The sequence below is a fragment of the Enterobacter sp. PL_is514 genome (assembly GCF_055816715.1).
The window spans coordinates 407,279-429,152 of the sequence record NZ_JBVPGN010000033.1; the positions used below are offsets into that span (position 1 = coordinate 407,279).

At 57.4% G+C, this 21,874-nt stretch carries 17 protein-coding genes; 6 read left to right on the forward strand and 11 right to left on the reverse strand.

Translation table 11 applies throughout. The features are described 5' to 3' along the window. Positions 1-27 precede the first annotated feature (27 nt). Positions 28-1,380 carry a metalloprotease PmbA gene (gene pmbA, locus AC0TNG_RS14985; RefSeq protein WP_048992995.1) on the reverse strand — a complete coding sequence of 451 codons (1,353 nt, stop codon included), beginning with the start codon at positions 1,378-1,380 and terminating at the stop codon, positions 28-30. A 95-nt stretch (positions 1,381-1,475) separates the two neighbouring features. Between pmbA and yjgA the strand changes: the two genes are divergently transcribed. Beyond that, the gene (gene yjgA, locus AC0TNG_RS14990) at positions 1,476-2,027 is read left to right on the forward strand and encodes a ribosome biogenesis factor YjgA (protein ID WP_008501414.1); all 552 of its coding nucleotides are present in this window, start codon (positions 1,476-1,478) and stop codon (positions 2,025-2,027) included. Between the two features lie 84 nt (positions 2,028-2,111). Here yjgA and mpl read toward each other — a convergent pair whose 3' ends face one another. Beyond that, complete coding sequence (mpl, locus tag AC0TNG_RS14995; RefSeq protein ID WP_024907282.1) at positions 2,112-3,491, reverse strand: UDP-N-acetylmuramate:L-alanyl-gamma-D-glutamyl-meso-diaminopimelate ligase; 1,380 nt, start codon at positions 3,489-3,491, stop codon at positions 2,112-2,114. Between the two features lie 197 nt (positions 3,492-3,688). Between mpl and fbp the strand changes: the two genes are divergently transcribed. Further along, entirely contained in the window at positions 3,689-4,687 is a 999-nt protein-coding gene (gene fbp, locus AC0TNG_RS15000) for a class 1 fructose-bisphosphatase (protein ID WP_024907283.1), read from the forward strand. Between the two features lie 150 nt (positions 4,688-4,837). Further along, positions 4,838-5,194: a helix-turn-helix domain-containing protein gene (locus tag AC0TNG_RS15005; protein ID WP_024907284.1), complete on the forward strand. Its 357-nt coding sequence runs from the start codon at positions 4,838-4,840 to the stop codon at positions 5,192-5,194. Here the strand turns inward: AC0TNG_RS15005 and AC0TNG_RS15010 are convergent. The 5 genes from AC0TNG_RS15010 to ytfQ all read right to left on the reverse strand — a co-directional run bounded on the left by AC0TNG_RS15010 (position 5,166) and on the right by ytfQ (position 11,437). After that, a complete protein-coding gene (locus AC0TNG_RS15010) occupies positions 5,166-6,737 on the reverse strand; it encodes a methyl-accepting chemotaxis protein (RefSeq protein WP_473712571.1) in 1,572 nt (523 codons plus the stop codon). The two genes, AC0TNG_RS15005 and AC0TNG_RS15010, sit on opposite strands and share 29 nt — an antisense overlap. Positions 6,738-6,821: 84 nt before the next feature. Further along, on the reverse strand, positions 6,822-7,823 hold the full coding sequence (gene yjfF, locus AC0TNG_RS15015) for a galactofuranose ABC transporter, permease protein YjfF (protein ID WP_023334296.1): 1,002 nt from the start codon (positions 7,821-7,823) through the stop codon (positions 6,822-6,824). Then, the gene (ytfT, locus tag AC0TNG_RS15020; protein ID WP_024907286.1) at positions 7,810-8,835 is read right to left on the reverse strand and encodes a galactofuranose ABC transporter, ATP-binding protein YtfT; all 1,026 of its coding nucleotides are present in this window, start codon (positions 8,833-8,835) and stop codon (positions 7,810-7,812) included. Before ytfT ends, yjfF begins: the two co-directional genes overlap by 14 nt. Positions 8,836-8,845: 10 nt before the next feature. Beyond that, positions 8,846-10,348, reverse strand: coding sequence for a galactofuranose ABC transporter, ATP-binding protein YtfR (gene ytfR, locus AC0TNG_RS15025; RefSeq protein ID WP_473712570.1), 1,503 nt, complete (start codon positions 10,346-10,348; stop codon positions 8,846-8,848). 132 nt (positions 10,349-10,480) lie between these two features. Beyond that, the gene (gene ytfQ / locus AC0TNG_RS15030; RefSeq protein ID WP_473712569.1) at positions 10,481-11,437 is read right to left on the reverse strand and encodes a galactofuranose ABC transporter substrate-binding protein YtfQ; all 957 of its coding nucleotides are present in this window, start codon (positions 11,435-11,437) and stop codon (positions 10,481-10,483) included. A 309-nt stretch (positions 11,438-11,746) separates the two neighbouring features. On the opposite strand from ytfQ, the gene ppa reads away from it, so the two are divergent. Further along, positions 11,747-12,277 carry an inorganic diphosphatase gene (ppa, locus tag AC0TNG_RS15035; protein ID WP_010427397.1) on the forward strand — a complete coding sequence of 177 codons (531 nt, stop codon included), beginning with the start codon at positions 11,747-11,749 and terminating at the stop codon, positions 12,275-12,277. A gap of 466 nt (positions 12,278-12,743) precedes the next feature. Here the strand turns inward: ppa and AC0TNG_RS15040 are convergent, their stop codons facing one another. From AC0TNG_RS15040 to tamA, 3 genes are read right to left on the reverse strand one after another with little or no spacing between them, the layout of a single operon-like run. Then, positions 12,744-13,088 (reverse strand): gamma-glutamylcyclotransferase family protein, encoded by a 345-nt coding sequence (locus AC0TNG_RS15040; RefSeq protein WP_024907288.1) that lies wholly within the window; start codon positions 13,086-13,088, stop codon positions 12,744-12,746. Positions 13,089-13,090: 2 nt separating this feature from the next. Next, positions 13,091-16,867 (reverse strand): autotransporter assembly complex protein TamB, encoded by a 3,777-nt coding sequence (tamB, locus tag AC0TNG_RS15045; protein ID WP_473712568.1) that lies wholly within the window; start codon positions 16,865-16,867, stop codon positions 13,091-13,093. Continuing rightward, entirely contained in the window at positions 16,864-18,597 is a 1,734-nt protein-coding gene (tamA, locus tag AC0TNG_RS15050; protein ID WP_417927935.1) for an autotransporter assembly complex protein TamA, read from the reverse strand. Before tamA ends, tamB begins: the two co-directional genes overlap by 4 nt. Positions 18,598-18,821: 224 nt before the next feature. Here tamA and msrA point away from each other — a divergent pair, with 224 nt between their 5' ends. After that, the gene (msrA, locus tag AC0TNG_RS15055) at positions 18,822-19,463 is read left to right on the forward strand and encodes a peptide-methionine (S)-S-oxide reductase MsrA (RefSeq protein ID WP_048989437.1); all 642 of its coding nucleotides are present in this window, start codon (positions 18,822-18,824) and stop codon (positions 19,461-19,463) included. On the opposite strand, the gene AC0TNG_RS15060 is transcribed toward msrA, so the two are convergent. Next, complete coding sequence (locus AC0TNG_RS15060) at positions 19,464-20,522, reverse strand: LacI family DNA-binding transcriptional regulator (RefSeq protein WP_024907292.1); 1,059 nt, start codon at positions 20,520-20,522, stop codon at positions 19,464-19,466. Between the two features lie 192 nt (positions 20,523-20,714). On the opposite strand from AC0TNG_RS15060, the gene AC0TNG_RS15065 reads away from it, so the two are divergent. Beyond that, positions 20,715-21,866, forward strand: coding sequence for a Gfo/Idh/MocA family protein (locus tag AC0TNG_RS15065; RefSeq protein WP_473712567.1), 1,152 nt, complete (start codon positions 20,715-20,717; stop codon positions 21,864-21,866). The last annotated feature ends 8 nt before the right edge of the window (positions 21,867-21,874 follow it).

Below are 21,874 nucleotides of genomic sequence, written 5' to 3' on the forward strand. Positions count from 1 at the left end.
TTTATTATTAAAACGCCTTTACGGATATTACTGGCCGGCGATTTTCATTTCCGGCAGAAGTACAGAACCACACTGTATATTGCTACGTGTTTCAATATCGTTACCGACCGTAACGATATTGCGCCACATGTCCTTCAGGTTGCCGGCGATAGTGATTTCGCTTACCGGATACTGGATTTCGCCGTTTTCCACCCAGAAGCCCGCCGCGCCGCGAGAGTAGTCGCCGGTGATGCCGCTTACGCCCTGGCCCATCAGTTCCGTGACGACCAGGCCGGTGCCCATCTCTTTCAGCATCTGCTCAAAGTTCAGGCCCTGCCCGGCAATGCGCCAGTTGTGGATGCCGCCAGCGTGTCCGGTGCTTTTCAGCCCCAGCTTGCGCGCGGAGTAATTGGTCAGCAGCCACTGGGTCAGCACGCCGTCTTTGACGATGTCACGACGCTCGGTACGCACGCCTTCGCTGTCGAACGGCGTGGAGGCCAGCCCTTTCAGCAGATGCGGATGCTCTTCGATGGTCAACCATTCCGGCAGGATCTGCTTGCCCAGCGAATCGAGCAGGAAGGTCGATTTACGGTAAACCGAGCCGCCCGCGATAGCGCCCACCAGATGACCAAACAGACCGGTCGCCACTTCGTTGGCAAAAATAACCGGGGCCTTCATGGTGGAGAGTTTACGCGGCGACAGGCGAGACAGCGTGCGTTCGGCACACTCTTTTCCCACCCACTCAGGAGACTGCAAGTCCCCCAGCGCGCGGCCAATGGTGTAGGCGTAGTCACGCTCCATGTCACCGTTCTCTTCGGCGATGACGCAGCTGGAGAGCGAATGACGGGTGGAGCAGTAGCCCTGCAGCATGCCGTGGCTGTTGCCGAAGACTTTGATGCCGTAGTGGCTGTTGAAGCTGCCGCCTTCGGTATTGGTGATGCGTTTATCCGCCTGCAGGGAAGCCTGCTCGGCGCGCGCGGCCAGTTCGATCGCTTCGTCCGGGGTCACTTCCGCCGGGTGGAAAAGATCGAGATCCGGCGCATCAAACGCCAGCAGCTCTTTATCCGCCACGCCTGCGTAAGGATCCGGGGAGGTATAACGGGCGATATCCAGCGCCGCCTGCACCGTACGAGCAATGGCATCCGGACTGAGATCGGTGGATGACGCGCTGCCTTTGCGATTCTGGTGATACACCGTGATCCCCAGCGCGCCGTCGCTGTTGAATTCGACATTCTCCACTTCGCCATAGCGGGTACTCACGCTGATGCCGGTGGTTTTGCTGACCGCCACTTCGGCGCCATCTGATTTTTCTGAAGCAAGCATCAGCGCGGTGGAGACGGCTTCTTCAAGAATCTTACGCTGCGCTTCAACTTGTGAGGTTACTTTCATCGCAAATGCCATACTGTAAGAGAGAGTTATCTGAAGTCTAACAGAGAACCGTTTTTCAGTGCGCGTCTTAACTGGTAACATTAGCCTCTTTTTTTAAGGAGCCTGACATGACTAAGCAGCCCGAAGACTGGCTCGACGACGTTCCCGGTGATGACATCGAAGACGAAGATGATGAGATCATCTGGGTCAGTAAAAGTGAAATTAAACGTGACGCCGAAGAGTTAAAACAGCTTGGCGCGGAAATGGTAGAACTGGGTAAAAACGCGCTGGACAAGATCCCGCTCGACCAGGATCTGCGTGATGCCATTGAACTGGCACAGAAAATCAAAAAAGAAGGCCGTCGTCGCCAGCTTCAGCTTATCGGGAAAATGCTGCGTCAGCGCGACGTCGATCCGATCCGCCAGGCGCTGGACAAGCTGAAAAACCGCCACAACCAGCAGGTTGCGCTGTTCCACAAGCTGGAGCAGATCCGCGATCGCCTGATTGAACAGGGTGATGATGCCGTACCGGAAGTGCTGAACCTGTGGCCGGATGCCGACCGCCAGCAGCTGCGTTCCTTGATCCGCAACGCGAAGAAAGAGAAAGAAGGGAATAAGCCGCCGAAATCTGCGCGCCTGATTTTCCAGTATCTGCGCGAGCTGTCTGAGAACGAAGAGTAATCCCCCTCACCACGCCCTCTCCCTAGAGGGGCGAGGGAGAAAAGAACGTAGGCCCGGTAAGCGCAAGCGCCACCGGGCTTTTTTTTACGCGTCGGCGGCCGCTTCCGCTTTCTTCGTAAGACCGTCCAGCAGCTTCTGATGGATCCCACCAAAACCGCCATTGCTCATCACCAGAATGTGGTCGCCAGGCTGAGCGGCTTTCACCACCATATCCGCGAGCGCATCCACATCTGCGCTCCAGTGTGCAGGCTGAATGCAGGCATCGGCCACTTCCGCCACCTGCCACGGAATATGCTGCGGCTGCAGCAGGAAGACTTCATCGGCACGTCCTAATGACGGCGCGAGATCGTCTTTACAGATGCCCATCTTCATGGTGTTCGAGCGCGGTTCCAGCACCGCCAGAATGCGCGCGGTACCGCCGACCTTGCCACGCAGGGCAGCAAGCGTGGCCAGAATGGCCGTTGGGTGGTGCGCGAAATCGTCATACACGGTAACGCCGTGGGCTTCACCGCGCAGCTCCAGACGGCGGCGGGCATTGATAAACGAGCCCAGCGCATTGGCTGCATCCGCAGGCAGCACGCCCACGTGACGCGCCGCAGCAATCGCCATCAGGCCGTTGTGCATGTTGTGTTCGCCCACCAGGCCCCACTTCACCTCACCCACTTTTTCACCGTCGAGCAGCACTTCCCACTCGGAGGCATCGGCGTTGAGTTTCTTCGCCTGCCAGTGGCCCTGCTCGCCCACCAGCTCCTGCTCGCTCCAGCAGCCCATCGCCATCGTCTGTTTCAGGTTGATGTCGTTCTCCGGCAGGATGATGCGGCCCTGGCCCGGAACAATACGCACCAGGTGGTGGAACTGTTTCTGGATCGCTTTCAGGTCGTCAAAGATATCCGCGTGGTCGAACTCAAGGTTGTTGAGGATCAGCGTGCGCGGGCAGTAATGCACGAACTTAGAACGCTTGTCGAAGAACGCGCAGTCGTATTCGTCGGCTTCGATCACAAAGAACGGGCTGTCCCCCAGACGTGCAGAGACGTCGAAATTACCCGGTACGCCGCCGATCACGAAGCCCGGTTTGTAGCCGCAGGCTTCGAGGATCCAGGTAGCCATGCCCGCGGTCGTGGTTTTGCCGTGGGTACCGGCAACGGCAACCACCCAGCGGTCGCGCAGGACGAAGTCATGCAGCCACTGCGGGCCGGACATGAACGGAATATTGCGTTCCAGTACCGCCTCGACGCACGGATTGCCGCGGGTCATGGCGTTGCCAATGATCACCAGGTCCGGCTCGGGATCCAGCTGGCTGGCATCGTAGCCCTGAATTAAAGCGATGCCCTGTTTCTCCAGAAGTGTGCTCATCGGCGGATACACATTGGCGTCCGAACCTGTCACTTCATGGCCCAGCGAGCGCGCCAGCATTGCCAGTCCGCCCATGAAAGTGCCACAAATCCCCAATATATGAATGCGCATACGTCACTATCCTTCTTCAATGTGGCGCACATTTTACTCACATGTTAGCGGGTGTGAAACGCATTTCAGGTAAATCCGTATGTTGCTGGCGCGATTCACCTCTGCGCTAATATTTGAATGTTTGTTAAGATTGTTGGGCTTTAGTCGTTTTAGTGAACATACAATCGCTCTACTCACAAAGATGCAGGGAAAGTGTTATGAAAACGTTAGGTGAATTTATTGTCGAAAAGCAGCACGAGTTCTCTCATGCTACCGGTGAACTCACTGCTTTGCTGTCGGCAATAAAGCTGGGCGCTAAGATCATCCACCGTGATATCAACAAGGCCGGTCTGGTCGATATCCTGGGTGCCAGCGGTGCCGAGAACGTTCAGGGCGAGGTTCAACAGAAGCTCGATCTGTTCGCAAATGAAAAATTGAAAGCTGCACTGCGCGCGCGCGACATCGTTGCGGGTATCGCCTCTGAAGAAGAAGATGAAATTGTTGTTTTCGAAGGGTGTGAACACGCTAAATACGTTGTTCTGATGGATCCGCTCGACGGCTCCTCAAACATCGACGTTAACGTTTCTGTCGGTACCATTTTCTCCATCTACCGCCGCGTCACGCCTGTTGGCACGCCGGTGACCGAAGAAGATTTCCTGCAGCCGGGCATTAATCAGGTTGCTGCCGGTTACGTCGTTTATGGCTCCTCCACCATGCTGGTGTATACCACCGGGTGCGGGGTTCACGCCTTTACGTACGATCCGTCACTGGGCGTTTTCTGTCTGAGCCAGGAACGCATGCGCTTCCCGCAGAAGGGCAACACCTACTCCATCAACGAAGGCAACTACATCCGATTCCCGAACGGCGTGAAGAAGTACATTAAATTCTGCCAGGAAGAAGATAAAGCGACCCAGCGCCCGTACACGTCCCGCTATATTGGCTCTCTGGTCGCGGATTTCCATCGTAACCTGCTGAAAGGCGGTATCTACCTCTACCCAAGCACCGCCAGCCACCCGGACGGGAAACTGCGTCTGCTGTACGAATGCAACCCGATGGCGTTCCTTGCTGAACAGGCGGGCGGCAAGGCGAGCGACGGTAAAGAGCGTATTCTGGACATCGTGCCGGAAAGCCTTCACCAGCGCCGTTCATTCTTCGTCGGCAACAACCACATGGTTGAAGACGTTGAACGTTTTATCCGTGAGTACCCGGACGCGTAATCCCTCTCTTCAGGGGAGCCTGTCCGGCTCCCCTTGTCATTTATATATTTTACCGTATAAGTGTTTATAAAAAACATGCTTTAATATTCACCACTGCTCCTGCATTATTTCCATAACAGTTTGACAGATATTTCGTGGAGCAGAATCGCAATGAAAAATTATTCCCGTGCTAATACCGGTATTGATTTAAATCTTATCCCTGTATTTATTGAAATCGTCCGCTGCGGCAGCATGGCAAAGGCCTCTTTGCGTCTGGAGATGTCCCGTCCTGCGGTGAGTCTGGCATTAAAGCGCTTTAATCAACTCTTTGATGAGCCGTTATTTTTCCGTAAAGGTTTATACCTTGAACCGACTGAAAAAGCGTTAGCCTTAACCAGCTCGCTGGAAATATTAATGGGCGAAATTCACGATAATATCGGGGCGCTTAATTCCGGAAGGAATAAAACCCCGGCACAGAACGTACCGGGGCTGGGTAATATTATGCCGCGTTCTGAGTCGTCACTTTGAATGATGACATGGCTTCCATCAGCTGACGCGACTGCTCCTCAAGGGAGCGGGTCGCGGCGGAGGATTGCTGCACCAGCGCCGCATTCTGCTGCGCGGTTTCGTCCATCTGGTTCACCGCAATATTCACCTGCTCAATTCCCCGGCTCTGCTCCTGAGACGCGGTCGCAATCTCTCGCATCAGTTTGGTCATGCGCAGCACTTCGGTGGCGATCTCATCCATCGTTTCGCCAGCCTGCTGGGCCAGCTCGCTCCCCTCGTTAACGTGGGTCTGCGAATCACTGATTAGCGTTCGGATCTCTTTCGCCGCGTCGGCGCTGCGGCTGGCAAGGTTTCGCACCTCGCCTGCGACGACGGCAAACCCGCGCCCCTGCTCGCCCGCGCGCGCCGCTTCCACGGAGGCGTTAAGCGCCAGGATATTGGTCTGGAAGGCAATGCCGTCGATCACGCTCAGGATGTCGGCGATGCGCGCCGAGCTGCCGGAGATATCGCGCATTTTTTCAATCACGTAGCAGACCATCTCGCTGCCGTGATCGGCCGTGTCGGACACCGATTTTGCCAGCTGGTGTGCCTGCTCGGCGTTATCGGCGTTGAGTTTCACCGTGGCGGTGATCTGTTCCATACTGGCCGCCGTCTGCTCCAGCGACGTGGCGGTGGATTCCGTACGCTCGGCAAGATCCCGGTTCCCCAGCGTCAGCTCGCGGCTGCCGGTGTCAATCTGCGCGCTGGCATCGCGTACCCGCAGAACCGAGTTCATCAGCGACTGACGCATCTCCTCAATGACCGCGTTAAGGCGGTTAAACTCCTGGCTCGCGGGCGCGGCCAGCGTATGGGTTAAATCGCCCGCCGCCACGTTCTCCAGCTGAGCAATCGACGCCGAGAGCGGCTTGAGCAGCATATGGCGCAGCGCCAGCCAGGCCAGCACGATAATGCCCGCCGTCAGCAGCGCCGCCACGATAATCAGGATCAGGACGCGGGTTTTGCTCGCCTGCACGGCACTCACTTCCGCCTGACCTCGCGCTTCGCTCCATTTCTGAAACGCCTGCATGTCGTTATCAAACGCTGACGCCAGCGGGATCAGCGTCTTCTCCAGCAGGTCGTAATACCCGTCCGCGCTCTGGTCATTGAGGGTTTTCAGCATCGGGTTGATCCCCTGCTGATTATACGCCGCCAGGCTGGCTGCCACTTTATCGAGCAGCTGCTGCCCCTGCTCGTCAGCCACGCCGCCGTCGATCACGCCCTTCAGCGTTTTCTGGGCCAGGGCGACTTCCTGATTAATGTTTTTTACCGCGCTGGCCGCATCGTCCAGCATGCCGATTTCCATCATGCGGACGGCCTGACCCGCTTCATTGCGCGCGCGCAGGATCAGCGTATAGCCTGAATTAAGCTGCACCATCTGCTCACCCTGAAGATGATTAATGCGCTGCAGCGAAGAAGAACTCTGTGTGAGGGCATAAATGCCAATGCCGCTGACAATCAGCAGCAGAAGGGTCATAACGGCCAGTAAAGAGAGCAAGCCGGTACGAATCGATAGCGTTTTCAGCATGATATTATTTCCGGTAGCGAGATATTTCTGGGCATAAAAAAAGAGTATCGGCCGCTACCGGAAAATGTTTAGACTTTCAGCATGTTATCGCTCTGTTACCGATGTGTTCACGCGGGTAACAGGCGAGCTTTGACGGTTCTCCCAGAGCACCGTCAGGCCGCGCTGCAGGGCAATAAAAATAAACAGCAGAATGCCGATGGCGATCTTCGTCCACCAGGAGCTGAGCGTGCCGTCAAAGTTGATATAGGTTTGTATCAGCCCCTGAATCGCCACGCCGAACAGCGTCCCCAGCACCGTGCCCACCCCGCCGCTGAGCAGCGTGCCGCCAATGACCACGGAAGCAATCGCATCCAGCTCGACGCCCACGCCTGCAAGGGCATAGCCCGCCTGGGTATACACCGAGAAGACGATACCCGCCAGCGTCGCCAGGCCGGTCGAGAGCATATAGATGCGAATAGTCGTGCTGCGGGTTGAAATGCCCATCAGGTTGGCCGACGTGGCGTTACCGCCAATGGCGTAAACCTGATTGCCAAAACGGGTACGATGGGCGAGGAAGATGCCAATCACTACCACGCCCAGCATCAGCAGCCCCATCGCGCTCAGGCGGCCGCCGCCGGGAATTTTCCACGCCAGGCTGGAGAGCGTGTCGTAGATGGGGTGGTTAATTGGAATCGACTCTTCCGACACCAGATAGCTCACACCGCGCAGGAAGAACATTCCCGCGAGGGTAATGATAAACGCCGGGATTTTCAGCGCGTCGATCAGCAGCCCCATAAAGGCGCCAAACGCACAGCCCATCGCCAGCACCAGCGGAAACGCCACCAGCGGAGAGATGCCCCAGAAGCCGATTGCCTTCGCGAGGAACACGCCCGTAAACGCGATCACCGACCCAACGGAGAGATCGATCCCGCCGGAGAGGATCACAAAGGTCATCCCGACGGCGATGATGCCTAAAAAGGCGTTATCGGTCAGGATATTGCAGATCACGCGCGTCGAGGCAAAACCGGGGAACTGCGTCAGACAGTAGAGGTACCCCAGCACAAATACGCCCAGCGTGATCATTAACGGTAAATTACGTTTTATCATGGCCACGGATCCCCTTAATGATGCTGACAAAGCGCGGCGACTGGACGATCAGCACGCAGAGCACGACCACCGCCTTCACCACCTGGTTAAGCTCCGGCTGGAATCCCGACAGCAGGATCCCGGTGTTCATGCCCTGAATGATCAGGGCGCCGATCACCGAGAGCAGCAGGTTAAAGCGCCCGCCCATTAGCGACCCGCCGCCGATCACCACCGCGAGGATCGCGTCCAGCTCCAGCCAGAGTCCCGCGTTGTTGGCATCGGCCCCGCGAATATCCGCCGCGACGATGACCCCGGCAATGGCGGCGCAGACGCCGCTCAGCACGTAGGTCAGCATTACCATCAGCCGGGTGTTGACGCCGGCGTTGCGCGCGGCGCGGATGTTGATCCCGACGGCCTCAATGAACATGCCCAGCGCCGTTTTGCGGGTGAAGAGCCAGAAGACAACGAGCGTGACCAGGGCAATAATCACCGGCGTCGGGAAGAACAGAAGGTTGCCGCTACCGAGCCACGCCAGGCTCGGGGAGTTGAAGGTGACAATCTGGCCGGAGGTTATCAGCTGCGCGACGCCGCGCCCGGCCACCATTAAAATCAGCGTGGCGACGAAGGGCTGGATTTTCAGTACCGCCACCAGAATACCGTTCCATAATCCTGCCAGCACGCCGGTGCCCAAGGCTGCCAGCAGGATCACCGGCAGGCTATGTCCGGCCACGGTCATGGAGGCGGCCGTAGCCCCGGCGATAGCCATCACCGCGCCGACGGAGAGGTCAATCCCGCCGGTGGCAATCACCAGCGTCATCCCGATGGCCAGCAGCGCCACGGGCGCGGCACGGTTTAAAATGTCTATCGGGCTGCCAAACAGGCGGCCATCCTGCACGATGATCTGGAAGAAATGCGGCGCGACCAGGCTATCCACCAGCAGAACCACCAGCAGCGCCGCGATTTGCGGCGTGCCGGTTGGCCAGCTGAAGCGGCGCTTTGACTCACCGGTTTGCGAAAGCGAACGGGGCATCACGATTCACTCCTTATGCCGCGATGGCATTCATGATCGCCGGAACGGACAGCTTATCCAGCGGGATCTCTGCCACCTGCTTGCGATCGCGCATGATGATGACGCGATCGGCATAGCCCACCAGCTCTTCCAGCTCGGAGGAAATGACCAGCAGCGCCAGACCGTCCGCGCACAGGGTTTCGATAAGCCGGATAATTTCAGCGTGCGCCCCCACGTCAATGCCGCGGGTCGGTTCGTCCAAGATCAGGAACTGGGGTTTGGTCAGCAGCCAGCGGGAGAGCAGCACTTTCTGCTGGTTACCGCCGGAGAGAAATTCAATGGGCTGTTCCGCGCTCGGGGTGCGGATGCCGAGCTGGCGGATAAAGCGCTCGGCAATGGCGTTTTGCTCGCGCTTAGGGATCGGCCGTAGCCAGCCGCGCTGCGCCTGTAGCGCCAGAATGATATTTTCCCGCACCGAGGCCGCGGCAATAATGCCGTCCGTTTTCCGGTCCTCCGGGCAGAAGCCGACGCCCAGACACGATGCCTGATGCGGCGATCGCAGGGTCTGCGGTATGCCCTTGATCAGCGCGCTGCCGCTGTCGGCAGGCTTGATCCCGAAGATCACCTCGGCGGTTTCGGTCCGGCCGGAGCCCAGCAGGCCCGCCAGGCCGACAATTTCGCCTGGCCGCACCTCAAGGTTAAACGGCGAGATCACCCCTTTTTTGCCGTAATCGCTGAACGCGGCGACCGGTTTCTCACTCAGCAGCGTGCGCCCCGCGCGCTGAAGGGCGTTGGTCTCCAGCTCGCGGCCCAGCATCATTTTTACCAGCTCGATCTGCGGCAGCTCGCGGGTTTCGCGGCAGCCGACAAAGCTGCCGTTGCGCAGCACCGTAATGCGATCGCTCACCTCATACACCTGATCGAGGAAGTGGGTGACGAAGATCAGGCTGACGCCCTGATCGCGCAGCTGGCGCATCAGGGTAAAGAGCATCTCCACCTCCTGGGTATCGAGGCTGGCGGTGGGTTCGTCGAGGATCAGCACCTTTGCGGAGAGATCGATCGCGCGACAAATGGCGACGATCTGCTGCATCGCCACGGAAAAGCGGTTCAGCGGCTCGCGGACGTCGAGGGAGAAGCCGTACGATTCCATCAGCGTTGTCGCCCGCGCCTCCATCTCTTTACGGCGCAGCAGGCCAAAACGGCGTGGTTCGCGGCCAATAAACAGGTTATCCGCCACCGACATATTCGGCAGCAGGTTCACTTCCTGATAGACCGTCCCGATCCCCAGCTGCTGGGCATGGGCGGTGTTTTTGGGTGAAATGGCGTTGCCTTCCAGCCAGATGGTGCCGCGGTCAGCGTGATAAACACCGGTCAGGGATTTAATCAGCGTCGATTTTCCCGCGCCGTTCTCGCCCAGCAGCGCCATGATCTCCCCGCGCCGCAGGCTGAAATCAACGCTATCCAGCGCTTTTACGCCGGGGAAGAATTTACTCAAGCCCTCTGTGCGGAGGATTTCCTGGTGTTGTTCAGTGGTCATGGTTTCCCCCTCACCCTGACCCTCTCCCCGGAGGGGAGAGGGGATTGATCGTGCCAATTGTTAATATCCAGCTCCGCCCTGCCTTTCTCCCTCTCCCCTCCGGGGAGAGGGCTGGGGTGAGGGGCGCGGGTCTTAATAGCCCATATTTTTCTTCTTCTCTAACTCCTCTTTCGCCGTATCAGGCAGGTAGAGGGTGGACTTGGTGACCGTCACTTTCTCCGGCATCGTGCCGTCTTTCTTGAATTTCTCCAGCGCGTCGAATGCCGGACCCGCCATGTTTGGCGTCAGCTCCACGCTGGCGTTGGCTTCGCCGTCGATCATCGCTTTGTAGATGTCCGGCACGCCGTCGATAGAGCCGGTGAGGATATCTTTGCCAGGCTTCAGGCCCGCTTCTTTAATTGCCTGAATCGCACCGATCACCATGTCATCGTTGTGGGCGTAAACCATGCAGATGTTCTTGCCGTTGTTTTCAGCCTTAATGAAGCTCTCCATAACCTCTTTACCTTTACTACGGGTAAAGTCGCCGGACTGAGAGCGGATAATCTTAATGTTTGGCGCTTTCGCGATGGCTTCAGCAAAGCCTTTTTTACGGTCGATGGCCACGCTCGCCCCGACGGTACCCTGCAGCTCAGCGACGTTACACGGCTTGCCGTCGACCTGCTTCACCAGCCAGTCGCCAATCAATTGCCCTTCAAGCACGTTGTTGGCGGTGACGGTGGTCATATAGAGGGATTTGTCTTTGACGTCGATGGAACGGTCGAGCAGGAAGACCGGGATCTCAGCGTCTTTCGCTTCCTTCAGGACGGGTTCCCAGCCGGTCGCCACGACGGGTGCAATAAAGATGGCATCCACGCCCTGGGCGATAAAGGAGCGCACGGCTTTGATCTGATTCTCTTGTTTTTGCTGACCATCGGCGATTTTCAGGGTAATGCCGCGTTTCTGAGCCTCGCTTTTCGCCACGTTGGTTTCAGCCGCTCGCCAGCCAGATTCAGAGCCGACTTGCGAAAAACCTACGGTTAAGGGAGCGGCCATCGCCATAGACGACATGGCTGCCGAAACTGCTGTGACCAGGAGTAAGCGCTTCCACATATGAACGTCCTCGTAGGGTGAGTTATTGTTGGTTAAAAGATGTTCTGCGGAATGACTATAGCCCATGAAATATGTAACGAATTGCGTTACATCACACTTCAGAAAAGTGAATAAAACGTTAATCACAAGTTTGTAATCGCTTTCATTTCGCCATGAAAAATGCGGCTGAGTTTATGGATTTTCCTGTCATGGAATCGGTCTGAAAAGTGGAGAAAGCGGGGAGATAAAGCGAAAACAGGCGGAGACATTCAGCGCGAGTTGGCTATAATACCTGCCACTTGTTTACCATCCATTTTAAAGGACACCGACATGAGCTTACTCAACGTCCCAGCGGGTAAAGAACTGCCAGAAGACATCTACGTAGTTATCGAAATCCCGGCTAACGCAGATCCGATCAAATACGAAGTGGACAAAGAGAGCGGCGCCCTGTTCGTAGACCGTTTCATGTCTACCGCGATGTTCTATCCGTGCAACTACGGTTACATCAACCACACCCTGTCTCTGGACGGTGACCCGGTTGACGTGCTGGTCCCAACGCCATACCCACTGGAGCCAGGCTCCGTCATTCGCTGCCGTCCAGTTGGCGTGCTGAAAATGACCGACGAATCCGGTGAAGATGCGAAGCTGGTTGCGGTACCGCACACCAAGCTGAGCAAAGAATACGATCACATCAAAGATGTGAACGACCTGCCAGAGCTACTGAAAGCGCAGATCACTCACTTCTTCGAGCACTACAAAGACCTCGAAAAAGGCAAGTGGGTTAAAGTTGACGGCTGGGACAACGCAGAAGCAGCGAAAGCGGAAATCATCGCCTCTTTCGAACGCGCTGCTAAGAAGTAATTCTTACTGCTGATTGATGAAAGCCCCGCATGTCGGGGCTTTTTGTTGCCTTTGAAAAAGACATACACTCCTGACCATCAAGATCGTGAGCGTTATACATGCTAAGTTTCTTTCTTCAAAGCATCAAGATGGGCTACATAAAGGCGTTTGACTGTTACGGCAAAGACAGCAAATGGCAGTATCTCTGTATCATGACATTCCAGCTTGCCTGGTTTTTGTTTTACTTATGGATCCCTTATCGAAGCGATTATGCGATTCTGCTGTTTTTACTGTTTTTCCTGCCCGTCATTTCAAGCAATACGCGGTGCATAAACTACTATGGCCGTTCACGCGCCCTGTGTTTGTTATGGCTTATAGCCCCCTACATCATGCTGTTCGTTCCTCTGTTTTTAACCCGGCGCCGGGATACGGAAGAGAGTTGAAGGAACAAAAAAACAACGCCACCTCACGGTGGCGTTGTCTTTTTTCAGTACTGGTCTCTGTCTAACCAGTTACCGCTTACAATCCGCGTTAACCCTTCGACCGGACGCTGGTAGACATACATCCACGCACTTCCGTACGGCGTCTGGATCAACTGGCGCGCGTATTCACCGCCCCTGGTGCGCAAGGCATCAAGTTCGGCAAGCGTCGCGTTATCAATACGATAGACTTCACCCTGTACTGTTCCTTCGCCCGGAACCGCGCCTGGATAGTGGCCCAGGCTGTACAACTGGTAGTTCTCGATATTGTAATTCCCCAGCAGCAGGGCATTGGTCATCCAGTGACTGTTGCCTTGCCTGGTTCTTAAACTGCCGTAGACAAATATTCGCATTGCTAAAACTCAAACTGATAGAGCAGATCAAGTGCCTGGTCTACGCCGGACACTGCTTCCAGATATAGCTTAGGCATCAGGCGATAGCGTAGCGTGAGTGTTGCCAGTGAGTCAAAGATCCCCACACCATATTTTACCTGCAGACCCGGCAGTACATAGCCGCTGACCACCACCTGCGAGGAGTCACCCACGCCCTGGGTGTCCAGCGCCAGATTGCTTACGCCGAACGTCTCGCCGATTTTACCCACAACCTGCCCACTTTGTGCAACCCCCAGACCCACTAACATCGAGGTCATCGCCGCACTGTCGCTTTGTCCACTGTCCAGACCTTGTCCACGCAGCAGATAAGAGAGGGCTTCCTGCTGGGACATCGCCGGGTCAGAGAAGATCTCCGCCTTCGGTTCGTCGGCGGAACCGGTGACGCGAACGCCAGCAATAACGTCGTTTTCCGTCGCTTCCGGGTTACGAATCGCTTCAATGTTCAACAGGGGCTGATCCGGTGGGCCGGAGAACAGCAGCTCGCCTTTACGAACAATCAGATCCTGACCATAGGCATGGAAACGCCCTTCAGGAATGTTGATCTGCCCGTTCAGGCCAAGCCCTTGTTTATCCTGCGCCACTTTCAGGTCGCCCGTGAGCCTCGCCTTCAGCCCAAACGCATTCAACCGCACGTTATTCCCTACGTGCACGGTAAGGTTACTATTAATCGGTATGCCAGCGCTCTTCTGTTCGACAGGTTTCAGATTTTCATTGAGCATAACTTCATCACTTGAGACGCCGACCGCACTTTCCGGCACGTCGTGAACCACGATGCGCGCCCACGGCACGTCGACTCGACCGTCAAGCGTGAAGAGGCTTGGCGTGGCTTCAAAGACCACATCAGGCGAGACGTCCAGGCGCACCATCGGCGGTACGGTGATGCGCACCTTACTGCCCTTCGCGGCAATACGGGCGCGCCAGTTGTCGAGCTGGCTCCAGTCCGCGTCGCCGCTCAGGTTGATTTGCCCTTGCTGCGTTAATACCGAGCCGCTCAGCGTCGAGCTCATGCCGTTGAAGTTCATCGCGATCTGGCTGGGCTGCATGTCAAACGGCATGAAGTTGCCGTCAATATCCACGCCGCTGAGGCGCAGCTGGCCAAACAGCTGAGGGCTTTGCGCGTTGCCGGCCAGGCGCAGGTTAGCGTTCAACATGCCTTCGGCTTTTTCCCCACGCGCGAAAATCGGGTTCACCATCGCCAGGTTGAAGTTTCGGATGTTAACGTTGCCGCCCAGATTACGCCGTCCCTGCGGGTCGGTAATCTGGACCTGACCATCCAACTGACCGTTATTGGTCAGGCGGATTGTCCACCCCAGCTGTGCGCGATTGTTATGCAGATCGGCACTCAGGTTCAGGGTGTCGAACGCCACCGGCAGCGGCGCGTCGTTGACCTCCTGCGTCACCTTCACGTTACGCCCGGAGAGCGTCACGCTGCCCTGCGGCAGCCCCTCTTTGGTGGTGTCCCAGGCGACATCGGCTTTCCCGCTGAAGACGCCGCTCGCCTGCGTGGTATCCGGCATAAACGGTTTTAGCATCGCCAGATCGAAGCGGTTGAGGTTGATCTGCGCGAGCCCTTCCGCGCCCGCATCGATGGTCTGCGGCACGCACAGTTCCGCATTCGGGTTGGTCCAGCAGTGCGGCCCAATGCTGATCTTCTGCTCGGCGTTGCGGTAGTCCAGCGCAATCGAGCGAGACAGCGCCAGCGGCCCAACAGGGGTGTTGAAACGGGTGTTATCCAGCGTCCCTTTCCAGCGCTCCTCTTTGCGGTCGAAGCTGCCGGTCAGGTGCAGCTGGCCGGAGACCGGCTCGCCCTGCACGCGTAGCTGCAGGTCGTGCTGCTTCTCGTTGCCTTTAGCGTCCAGGGTGACCAGGCTAATGTTCACGTCCGGCTGAGAAATACGCTCCACGCGCAGGTTCAGGTTACCGCCGATCTGGTCGGTGGATTTCACATCCCCCTCCACGCGAACGCGGGCAACGCTCAGCTCCTGCCAGCGCAGGTTATTGGCGGTGATATCCGCCAGCAGCTGCGGCGCGTCTACCGTGCCGCGCACCTTCACGAGCCCCTTCGCCGTACCGCCAAGCCCCGGCAGGGCGTTATCCAGATTCGGCGCGTCGATGGTGGCATCCAGATTGAGATCTTTCACCCCCAGCTCGCCTTTGATATCCGCCGTGTTGCGACCCAGGGCCACGTGCAGGCCCGGGATAACCCACTGCAGATAGCTGTTGCCTTTCACCGAGCCTTCAACGTTTACCTTGTTCTGCTTCACGTTCCCGGTGAGCTTGATCTCCGGCACGTCCATCTGCCACGTGCCGCCGTACAGGCTGCCGCGCGTTTTAATCAGGCCATCAAGCTTCGACGGCCAGTCCGGCACCTCTTTGGCGGTGTTAATGCCCGTCAGCTTCAGCTCGCCGCGCCAGCTGATCGCCTGCTGCCAGTCGAGCAGCGCGGTCAGCTCGGTTTTGCCCTCCAGCGCCGCGACGGTCAGCTTGTCGAGGTTGACCTGCTGTTCGTTGCCCTTCGCATCCAGGGTGATGTTCGCGGGCGGCACGCCCTGCCCCTTCACCGCGGTGCGGAAAGAGAGCGTGTAGTCGGTCATCTTGCCGCTCAGCTTTAGCTTCAGGTCATCGGCCTGGAACTGCTTTTCACCGGTGAACGGCCAGGCAAGCTGCTTGCTGACAACCTCAAGATTGAGCGGCAGCCCGGCTTCCGCCAGCTGGGTTTGCGCACGCAGGGCCATATCCACCGGGCCGGAGAGATTCACGCCAACATCGAGCTTATCGCGCAGCGCCCCGCCCACCTTGACCTTCACTTTCTCGCCTTTCAGCGGGTCGATGTTCAGGGTGCTATTCAGCGTGATATCCACCGGCCAGCTGTCGCGCAGCAGGGCATTACCTGACGCATTCACCGAGCCCTGGTTGGTGTCGATATCCAGCGCGTCGAGCTTCATGTTGCCGTCAATGCTGCTGACCTTCAGCAGCATGGTGTAGACCGTCAGGTCGGTATCGCCGGTCAGGCGCAGCTGTTCGCCTTTGAATTCCTCAATGTTAAGGTTCAGCGGCAGATGTACGTCGGTCATTTCCGGCAGCACTGGCTTCGAGAAGAGGTCTTTCAGCGTTTCGCCCAGCGGCTTCTCTTCTGGCTGCGGGTTCTGGATCTTCGGCTCGACGATCTCTTCCTGCGCCACGTCGGCCACTTTCGGCAGCGCGATCAGCAAGCCCTGCAGGGACGTTGGCGTCAGGGTGAGGTTTTTCTCCTGCCAGCGCAGGCCGGAGGTGAAATCCATCACGGACACGGTGGTGTCGTCGATTTTGATATTGACGTTATCGAGCGCCACCCGATAAAGCGCGATCGGGTATGGCGTGGAGAGATTCAGCGGGCCGCTGTCTTCTTCTTCAACCGGCGCAGACTTCGGCATTTTCTTCGAGTCTATCGCCACGTTGACATCTTTTAGCGACAGATCGTTGACGCAGAGCTTGCTGTCCCGCAGACAGCCCAGCTTCACCGCGAGATGGAACTCCCCGGCGTTGACCGCCACGCCCGGCTGCTCATAGCGGATGTTCTTCAGGCGCAGGTCGCGCCAGCCGCCCGTCACCTGACCAATCTCCAGCCCCGGCACCCAGCGGTTCGCGGCGTTAAACAGCAGATGCAGCCCGGTCGTCGTTCCTACCAGAAACGCCACCGTCCCGAGCAGCAGCACGATAAAGATCAGCACTCCGAGGCTTATTTTCTTCCATAAACTCATAATTCAGGCCCCAGACCGATGTAAAACTGTAATCCGTGTTCATCTTTGTCGCCGACAGGCACGGCAAAATCGAGCTTGATGGGCCCGACGGGTGACTGCCAGCGCACGCCGACGCCCGCGCCGGTTTTAAAGTCGCTGCGGCGGATATCGTTTACCGCTTCACCGCCGTCAACAAACATCGCGCCCCACCACTTTCCGCTGACGTTGTACTGGTACTCCAGCGAGCCCGTCGCCAGTTTTGACGCACCGGTCAGCTGGCCCTTTTCGTTCTCAGGTGAGATCGATTTGTACTTATACCCGCGAATGCTGCGGTCGCCCCCGGCGAAGAAGCGCAGGTCCGGCGGAACGCGCTCGAAATCTCCCGTTTCAATCCAGCCGAGATTGCCGCGCATCACAAAGCGATGTTTGTCGTACAGCGTACGGATCCAGACGTTTTGCGCCTGCATGACGGAGAAGTCCACGTCGGAGCCCCAGGCGGAGTTGGAATAATCGATGGAGTAGCGCTGTGAGTCGCCCCAGGTCGGCATCAGGCCCCCACGCGAGCGGGTACGGCTGATCATCACGCCCGGATAAAGCAGCATAGTGGTATTGGTGACGTTGGCCTGGGTAAAGTGGTCCAGGCTCCAGCGCAGGTTAATGGCGCGCTGCCAGCCGCTGGAGAGATCCCAGAAGCGGGAGACGGCAAGCGTCGTAGAGTCCTGCTTTGTGTCGTTTAAATCGGTGCGCTTAAAACCGCCCTGCACAAGGTAATATTGCTCAAGCGGATTTTTCAGCAGCGGCATTTTGTAGCTGAAGTCCAGCTGCTGCTCGGGCGCAGAGAGGCTCAGGCTGGTGGTCAGGCTGTGACCGTACGAGTTCATCCACGGTTTTTTCCACGAGGTTTTCACGCGTGGTCCCACATCCGTCGAGTAGCCAACACCGGTCTCAATGGTGTTCTCGGTGCGCGGCGAAACAACGCCATGCAGCGGCAACACCTTGGTTTTGCGAGACTTATCAAATTCCGGCGCGACAACCACGGAGTTAAACCAGCCGGTAGCTGAGAGGCGTCGGTTCAGCTCTCCGAGGTCACTCGACTGGTAGTAATCCCCTTTTTTGAACGGCACGAGGTTTTGCAGGTACTCTTCACGAATTTGCGAACCTTCGAACGTCACGTCGCCAAAGCGGTAGCGTTCTCCGCTGTCGTAGTCGATATCCCAGAAGGCCTGACGTCGATCCAGCGCAATGCCCAGCTGGCTTTTATTGAACTGGCTGTCGAAGTAGCCCTTGCGCAGGGAAACGCTCGTCAGCTCTTTTTTGAAATGGTCGTAGTCACCGTGGTTAAGCACGGTACCGACTTTTGGCCGCGTGCTGAGCAGGTCCAGGTAGTCCCGATCGGTACGGGCTCCGCCGCGCAGGATGACGTTCGTGCCGCCAATCAGTACCGGCTCACCCGGCGAAACGCGGGCAATGAGGACCTGGCGCCCCTTCTTTGGCGGCGGGCGAAGATCAAAATCAATGGTGGGTTCGTAATACCCCAGCGCTTTCAGCCCCTCGCGGATCGCATCATCGACGCGCGCGCGAAAACGCCGGTCCGGCGTCACCTCATCACTCTGGATGGTCGATAGCTGCGCACGCACGTTTTTTTCCAGCGCCCCGGATAACCCCTCAACCTGCAAACGGACATTCGCCGCGCTGGCAATCCCGCTTGTCAGCAACACACTGACTAAACATAACTGGCGGATTTTTGTCACGTTTTCTCCTGAATATCCCTGTTTCCACCCTGGAAGCAAATGAAGTGCCGCTCCGCGGCAAAATACGGCCTGTTGGCCAAAAACCCGAATCGCGGGTTGAAAATGGGTGTAACACCCAAATATTTCTTATGATTAAATCTAGACTCATTCAGCGCATTTATTGTGTTCAATTAAACGCTTCGTGACAACCTTAACTGAAACATCGCACCCCGGGAGGCCCCATCGTGAGTTTATTCGACAAAAAGCATCTGGTTTCACAAACCGATGCATTACCGGGACGCAACACCCCTATGCCTGTGGCGACCTTACACGCCGTCAATGGCCATTCCATGACCAACGTGCCGGAGGGAATGGAAATCGCCCTGTTCGCCATGGGCTGCTTCTGGGGCGTTGAGCGCCTCTTCTGGCAGTTGCCCGGCGTTTACAGCACGGCGGCTGGCTACACGGGCGGCTACACGCCAAATCCTACCTATCGCGAAGTCTGTTCCGGCGAAACCGGGCATGCGGAAGCGGTACGCGTGGTCTACGACCCTGCGGTAATCAGCTACGAACAGCTTCTGCAGGTCTTCTGGGAAAACCATGACCCGGCGCAGGGCATGCGTCAGGGCAACGACCACGGCACCCAGTACCGTTCGGCTATCTATCCGCTCACGCCTGAGCAGGATGCCGCCGCGCGCGCCAGCCTGGAGCGTTTCCAGCAGGCCATGCGTGAAGCGGGCGATACGCGCGAGGTGACCACGGAAATCGCGACGGCGAAACCGTTCTACTACGCCGAGGACGATCACCAGCAGTACCTGCATAAAAACCCGTACGGCTACTGCGGCATCGGGGGCATCGGCGTCTGCCTGCCGCCACAGCTAGCCTGATTACTCATCCAGCGCCACGCGAGCCGCGTGGCGCGTGGCGTTGCTGACTGAACCGTAATCCATCACTTTGCCCTGTAACAGCAGGTTAAAGACCGCTGCCTGCGGTCGGTTGAGCCGCGTTTGCAGCAGGTGAACGGCCTCAATCCCCAGCTCGCGGCAGGGCACCGTGACGCCGGTGACCGGTTTTTCCAGACGGTGCGCTAAATTCCATGCAAAATCGGTCGTAATCAGCGAAATGTCTTCCGGAATGCGCAGCCCGTGGCGCGTTAACACCCTCACCACCCCTTCCACCATGCGGGTACTGTTCGGGAAAATCACCTCCGGCCACTGGGATCGGTCATGACTCACTAACCACGCATCCAGCGCCTGCTCGGCCTCTTCAGCGGTAAACCACTCCGTCACGAGCAAATCGCGCTGCGGGTCAAAGGCGACGTGAAAATGGCGATACGCCTCTTTGATGCCGTCCAGACGCGCGTACAGCGTATCCCGACGCAGGCAGGTGAGCGTTAACACGCGGCGATGACCCTGCTCGAAAAGGTACTGCATGGCGGTGAAGCCAATCGCCCGGTGATCGGGCGACACGGCATCCAGCACCCGATCCCGATCGACGGAATTAATCAACACGCAGGGCTTATTCAGCGTGCTGGCCAGTTTAAATATGGTGGAATCATCAGTGCCAATAATAATTATCGCGTTGATATTCTTATGACTGGCCTTTTCCATAAAGACTTTCACATCGGCGTGCTGTTCTTCTAAACCACAGCACGTGACCCACACATTATGCCGCGCGCAGGCTTCCGCAATTCCTTTCGTCACTTCCAGATAAAAAATATCCCCGCGTCCCTGAAAGGTTCTTTCCGGCGCAAAAACAGCGATTCCGTTAATTAGTAGTCTTCCGCTCGCCATGGACTCCAGCACGCCTAATTCTCGCGCGGTGCGAACGATCGCCTCCCTGGCTTTATCACTGGTGTAAGACTTGCCGCTTAATACCCGCGAAACCGTGCTGACGGAATATCCCGTCAGGGCCGCAATTTCCTCCATTTTTAACTTGCCCGGCATAGTGTGACCTCGCTCTCATTCAGTTTTTGCAAATATTTGCAGAAACAGTCCGTTGATTTTAAAACTAAATTTCAGAAAGCCTGGAGATTACTTAATCACCTTGCGAGTATTCTCACAAAAACACATTGTCGCTGCGGCTCCCCTTTCCTATTTTCCGGTCATCACTCATTTCAACTGAAATTAAGGTGTGACATGGAGAAGGTACGTTTTGGCATTATTGGAATAGGGAATATCGGTACGGTCCACGCGCGTTATTTACTGGCGGGTACGGTCAGCGACGCCTGCCTTGCCGCAGTTTGTGATAATGCGCCGGAAAAGCATCCGGCCATTCGCCAGCTGGTCGGCACCCTCCCCGTGTTCAGCGACGCGCAGGAGATGCTCCAGAGCGGGCTTATCGACGCGGTGATTGTCGCTACGCCGCATTACGAGCATCCGCGCCTGTCGATGCTGGCGATGCGCAACGGCATCCACACCCTGTGTGAAAAACCGGCGGGCGTGTATACCGCCCAGGTACAGGAGATGAACGCCTGCGCCCAGGCGTGCGATGTGGTGTTCGGCATCATGTACAACCAGCGCCCGAACCCGCTCTATCAGAAGGTGAAAGATCTGATCGACAGCGGCGAGCTGGGTGAGATCCGCCGCTCCAACTGGATCATCACCAACTGGTATCGCTCGCAGAGCTATTACAACTCCGGCGGCTGGCGCGCCACCTGGAAAGGAGAAGGCGGCGGCGTGCTGCTCAACCAGGACCCGCACCAGCTCGATCTCTGGCAGTGGCTGGTCGGTATGCCGGTCCGTCTGCGCGCGTTCTGCCAGTTCGGCAAGCATCGCGATATCGAAGTGGAAGACGACGTCACCGCCTACGCCGAGTATGCCAACGGTGCGACGGGCGTGTTCATCACCACCGTGGCGGAAACGCCGGGAACCAACCGGCTGGAAATCGTCGGCGATCGCGGCAAGGTGGTCGTTGAAGAGGGCAAGCTGCGCTACTGGCGGCTGCGGGAATCTGAAACCGCCTTCAACGCCCGCTGGCAAAACGGTTTTGGCGAGCCTGAATGCTGGGAGGTCACGCTTCCCGTGGCCCCGGAATGCAGCGAACACCACGTCATTACCGCCAACTTTTGTGCCGCCATCCTGCGCGGCGAACCGCTCATTGCGCCGGGTCTGGAAGGGATCCGCGGGTTGACGCTCTCCAATGCCATGCACCTCTCTACCTGGACCGACGACTGGGTCGAACTCCCACTCAACGAAAAACAGTATTTGCGCCTGCTTCAGCAGCGCATCAGCACCTCAGTGGCTAAAGAGACAGCCAGCGTCACGCTGGATGCCTCCGGCACCTGGTAACTCCGGAG

What these genes read in the sequence shown, in the direction of transcription:
- pmbA (WP_048992995.1), bottom strand. Translation starts at nt 1,380, where the DNA reads ATGGCATTTGCGATGAAAGTAACCTCACAAGTTGAAGCGCAGCGTAAG.
- yjgA (WP_008501414.1), top strand. Translation starts at nt 1,476, where the DNA reads ATGACTAAGCAGCCCGAAGACTGGCTCGACGACGTTCCCGGTGATGAC.
- mpl (WP_024907282.1), bottom strand. Translation starts at nt 3,491, where the DNA reads ATGCGCATTCATATATTGGGGATTTGTGGCACTTTCATGGGCGGACTG.
- fbp (WP_024907283.1), top strand. Translation starts at nt 3,689, where the DNA reads ATGAAAACGTTAGGTGAATTTATTGTCGAAAAGCAGCACGAGTTCTCT.
- AC0TNG_RS15005 (WP_024907284.1), top strand. Translation starts at nt 4,838, where the DNA reads ATGAAAAATTATTCCCGTGCTAATACCGGTATTGATTTAAATCTTATC.
- AC0TNG_RS15010 (WP_473712571.1), bottom strand. Translation starts at nt 6,737, where the DNA reads ATGCTGAAAACGCTATCGATTCGTACCGGCTTGCTCTCTTTACTGGCC.
- yjfF (WP_023334296.1), bottom strand. Translation starts at nt 7,823, where the DNA reads ATGATAAAACGTAATTTACCGTTAATGATCACGCTGGGCGTATTTGTG.
- ytfR (WP_473712570.1), bottom strand. Translation starts at nt 10,348, where the DNA reads ATGACCACTGAACAACACCAGGAAATCCTCCGCACAGAGGGCTTGAGT.
- ytfQ (WP_473712569.1), bottom strand. Translation starts at nt 11,437, where the DNA reads ATGTGGAAGCGCTTACTCCTGGTCACAGCAGTTTCGGCAGCCATGTCG.
- ppa (WP_010427397.1), top strand. Translation starts at nt 11,747, where the DNA reads ATGAGCTTACTCAACGTCCCAGCGGGTAAAGAACTGCCAGAAGACATC.
- AC0TNG_RS15040 (WP_024907288.1), bottom strand. Translation starts at nt 13,088, where the DNA reads ATGCGAATATTTGTCTACGGCAGTTTAAGAACCAGGCAAGGCAACAGT.
- tamB (WP_473712568.1), bottom strand. Translation starts at nt 16,867, where the DNA reads ATGAGTTTATGGAAGAAAATAAGCCTCGGAGTGCTGATCTTTATCGTG.
- AC0TNG_RS15060 (WP_024907292.1), bottom strand. Translation starts at nt 20,522, where the DNA reads ATGCCGGGCAAGTTAAAAATGGAGGAAATTGCGGCCCTGACGGGATAT.
- AC0TNG_RS15065 (WP_473712567.1), top strand. Translation starts at nt 20,715, where the DNA reads ATGGAGAAGGTACGTTTTGGCATTATTGGAATAGGGAATATCGGTACG.